This window comes from Thomasclavelia sp. (assembly GCF_017889095.1).
Classification (GTDB): Bacteria; Bacillota_I; Bacilli_A; order Erysipelotrichales; family Coprobacillaceae; genus Thomasclavelia.
In genome coordinates this window covers 1-3,413 of sequence record NZ_JAGHEW010000009.1, presented here as the reverse complement: position 1 = coordinate 3,413, position 3,413 = coordinate 1, and the positions used below count along the sequence as shown (strand labels likewise).

Here is a 3,413-nt window from a genome sequence, read left to right as displayed (position 1 = left end):
TTTGTTTAGCCATTTTTTCACCACCTATTCAATAAATTTAGTATTTTTAAATGGAAAGACAATCAAACCATTTTTACCGATTATATCATCATAACTAAATGTTCCTAATGTTCTAGAATCACTAGAATGTAGTCGATTATCACCTAAAACAAAGATTTCATTAGCTTTTAAAGTTACTTCAAAATCATTTGTAAAATGTTCGGTTTGATAATTTAATTTAGCTTCCTGGATATATTCTTGATCTAAAAATTCTTCTTTATAATAAATTCCATTTATATATAAACGATCGTCTTGATAACTAATCGTCTCGCCTGGTAATCCAATTACCCTTTTGACAATATCTCGATCTAACAATTCACATTTTAAGATAACAATATCAAATCGCTTAATATGTTCACGATCACTAAATAATGCATTAACTACAGCTATATCACCATCATGTAAACTAGGGTACATACTTTGGCCATCAATTTTAACGGGAATGATTCCTTTAGTAAAAACAACTGTAGTAATTAAAACGATTACTAATATCTGAATCAAAATTTTTAAAATATATTTTTTCTTAACCATCATTATTCTCTCCCTATGTTTACTATGATAATACAAATTAGCTTATTTTCCAATCTTAACTGTTGATTTAAAATCATAAAAAAAGAAATGGGTCATCCCATTTCTATTTTCTAATTTCTTTAATTCTTGCAGCTTTTCCAGATAAACCACGTAAGTAATTAAGTTTAGCACGACGTACTTTACCAATTTTAGCAACTTCAATACGATCAATGATTGGACTATGAAGTGGGAAAATTCTTTCAACACCTACTTGATATGAAATTTTTCTTACTGTGAATGTTTCAGAAATTCCGCTACCTTTTCTAGCAATACATACACCTTCAAATAACTGAATTCTAAATTTATCCCCTTCTTTAATTTTTACGTATACTTTTAAAGTATCACCTGGTTTAAAATGAGGGATATCACTACGTAATTGTTTTTTAGTAATTTGTTCTACTAATTGTAAATTCATTATTCTTTCTCCTTTTATCAAATATAGTCTTCAATGTTCATTCGATTAACCAGCGGAACATTTGCGTCTTGCGACTAGTGTATTATATATTAATTAAATTAGATTTTCAATCATTTTCTTTTATTTTTTTCAACATTTCTAAGCTTTCTTGATCAAATTCATATTTTTCTAATAAATCCGGGCGTTTTAGATAAGTTTTACGAAGTGCTTGATATTTACGCCATTTACGTATATTTTCATGATGCCCGCTTAGCAGCACTTCAGGAACATCATTTCCATCATAACTAAAAGGTCGAGTATATTGAGGATATTCTAATAATCCCTGACTAAAAGAATCATCCTGATGGCTTTCTTTCTTAATTGCTCCATCTAATAATCGAATAATTGCATCACTTACGACCATGCTGCCAAGTTCGCCACCTCTTAAAACATAATCACCAAAAGATAGTTCCATGTCAACATAATCACGGATTCGTTCATCAAACCCTTCATAATGGCCGCAAATAATAATTAAATGTTTTTTGCTTGTCAAATCGACAGCTACACCATGATTTAAAGTAACCCCTTGGGGTGACATTAAAATAATAAAGCTTTCTTCATCAGCCAGTGTTTTTAAACATTCAACAATGGGTGCACACATCAATACCATTCCTTGACCGCCACCATAAGGATAGTCATCAACGTGTTTATGTTTATCAGTAGAAAACTCACGAAAATCATGCAAGTTTACGGTTACTAATCCTTTATCAATCGATCTTTTAATAATTGAAGTTGATAAAAAACCAGTGAACATTTCTGGAAATAATGTTAAAATATCAATCTTCATCAATAAATCCCTTAATCAATTCAACTTTAATGATCTTTGTATCTAAATCAACATCTTTAATAAAGGCATCAACATAAGGAATTGCAATTTTTTTACCATGATAATCAACCGCTAAAATATCATGAGCACCATTATCATATACAGATTTAACTTTTCCAATTTCTTTTCCATTTGTAGTAACTACTAATAAACCAACTAAATCAGTATAAAAATATTCATCTTCATCAAGTAACTGTTCATCTTTAAAGCTATATACATCTTGACCAACATATTTTTCAATTAAATTAATATTTTGATGATCTTCAAATGCAACTAAATAATTACCTTTATGAACCCTTGATGAAATAATCTTTAAAGTAATTTCCTGATTTTTTTCTTTAATGATCAAATCATTACCTTTTGAAAAACGAATATTTGCGAAATCACTATTAGAGCGAATTTTCACTTCACCTTTTAATCCATGGGTACCAACTATTTTACCAACTTTAATTATATCCATTTTACCTCCATGCAATAAAAGATGTGCCAGGCACATCTTTTTTTATTCATACGATTCAAACTTAATATCTAATTTCTTTTCTGTCATCCGACCAGCTACCGACATTAACTGTCTAATCGAATTAGCCATAACACCTCTACGTCCAATCAAACGCGCAATATCACTTTTGGCAGAATAAACATGTAAGACAATTACATTTTCTTCCAATGAAGGCATTTGACGAACTTCTAAATGTTCTTTATCTTCAACTAATTCAATTGCGATATCTTTAAGAATCTTTGCGTAATCCATAACTATTTACCAAGTTTAGAATCAGCGAATTTTTTAATGATTCCTTCTTTAGATAATAAGCTTCTTACAGTATCAGATGGTTGTGCTCCATTATTTAACCATTTTAAAACTTCTTCTTCTTTAATTGTAACTTTTGCAGGATTGCAACGAGGATCATAAGTTCCTAATAATTCGATGAAACGTCCATCTCTTGGAGCTCTTGCATCAGCTGCAACAATTCTATAGTATGGAGATTTTTTTGCTCCCATTCTTAATAATCTTAATTTTACTGCCATTTATATTTCCTCCTAATAAATTATTTTAAATTTGACTTAGATAATTTAACACAATAAAAAAAGAGTGTCAAGCATTTTTGCTTAACACCTTTAATTTTTTATCTTTTTTTCTTTTTATGCCGAACCTTTTTCCGATTAGCATTACCTACATGCGGGTTTTTCTTAGCCCGGCCAGGCATTGGCATTCCTGTATTAGGATCTAAATTACCAAGTCGTTTCATCATTTTCTTAGATTCTTCAAACTGTTTTAATAACCGGTTGATATCCGCAATATCCTTACCGCATCCCTTAGCAATTCTTTGTTTTCTTGATAAAGTAATGATGCTAGGATCACGGCGTTCTTCTTTGGTCATTGAATAGATGATTGATTCTGTCATTTTTAATCGTCTTTGTGATTCATCATCATCTATTTTTGGCATTTTAGGCATCCCAGGAATCATTTTCATAATTCCAGATAACGGACCTAATTTTCTGATCTGTTGCATTTGTGCTAACATA

General features: G+C 30.2%; 6 protein-coding genes and 1 pseudogene. All 7 read right to left on the bottom strand.

Features of this window, described 5'->3' with window-relative positions; translation table 11 throughout:
• Positions 1 to 24: 24 nt before the first annotated feature.
• Positions 25 to 570 carry a signal peptidase I gene (lepB, locus tag J7M77_RS00300; protein WP_296874872.1) on the bottom strand — a complete coding sequence of 182 codons (546 nt, stop codon included), beginning with the start codon at positions 568 to 570 and terminating at the stop codon, positions 25 to 27.
• A gap of 103 nt (positions 571 to 673) precedes the next feature.
• Positions 674 to 1,024, bottom strand: a complete 351-nt coding sequence (gene rplS / locus J7M77_RS00295) for a 50S ribosomal protein L19 (protein ID WP_296874871.1) — start codon at positions 1,022 to 1,024, stop codon at positions 674 to 676.
• Positions 1,025 to 1,130: 106 nt separating this feature from the next.
• Positions 1,131 to 1,850: a tRNA (guanosine(37)-N1)-methyltransferase TrmD gene (trmD, locus tag J7M77_RS00290; protein WP_296874868.1), complete on the bottom strand. Its 720-nt coding sequence runs from the start codon at positions 1,848 to 1,850 to the stop codon at positions 1,131 to 1,133.
• Complete coding sequence (gene rimM / locus J7M77_RS00285) at positions 1,840 to 2,349, bottom strand: ribosome maturation factor RimM (protein WP_296874867.1); 510 nt, start codon at positions 2,347 to 2,349, stop codon at positions 1,840 to 1,842. The genes trmD and rimM overlap by 11 nt, the downstream gene beginning before the upstream one ends.
• 42 nt (positions 2,350 to 2,391) lie before the next feature.
• Positions 2,392 to 2,640 (bottom strand): KH domain-containing protein, encoded by a 249-nt coding sequence (locus J7M77_RS00280; RefSeq protein ID WP_296874865.1) that lies wholly within the window; start codon positions 2,638 to 2,640, stop codon positions 2,392 to 2,394.
• A 2-nt stretch (positions 2,641 to 2,642) separates the two neighbouring features.
• Positions 2,643 to 2,915, bottom strand: a complete 273-nt coding sequence (rpsP, locus tag J7M77_RS00275) for a 30S ribosomal protein S16 (RefSeq protein ID WP_296874863.1) — start codon at positions 2,913 to 2,915, stop codon at positions 2,643 to 2,645.
• A 98-nt stretch (positions 2,916 to 3,013) separates the two neighbouring features.
• Positions 3,014 to 3,413, bottom strand: a pseudogene (locus tag J7M77_RS00270) (signal recognition particle protein); the annotation flags it as partial.

What these genes read in the sequence shown, in the direction of transcription:
- lepB (WP_296874872.1), bottom strand. Translation starts at nt 570, where the DNA reads ATGGTTAAGAAAAAATATATTTTAAAAATTTTGATTCAGATATTAGTA.
- rpsP (WP_296874863.1), bottom strand. Translation starts at nt 2,915, where the DNA reads ATGGCAGTAAAATTAAGATTATTAAGAATGGGAGCAAAAAAATCTCCA.
- J7M77_RS00280 (WP_296874865.1), bottom strand. Translation starts at nt 2,640, where the DNA reads ATGGATTACGCAAAGATTCTTAAAGATATCGCAATTGAATTAGTTGAA.
- rimM (WP_296874867.1), bottom strand. Translation starts at nt 2,349, where the DNA reads ATGGATATAATTAAAGTTGGTAAAATAGTTGGTACCCATGGATTAAAA.
- trmD (WP_296874868.1), bottom strand. Translation starts at nt 1,850, where the DNA reads ATGAAGATTGATATTTTAACATTATTTCCAGAAATGTTCACTGGTTTT.
- rplS (WP_296874871.1), bottom strand. Translation starts at nt 1,024, where the DNA reads ATGAATTTACAATTAGTAGAACAAATTACTAAAAAACAATTACGTAGT.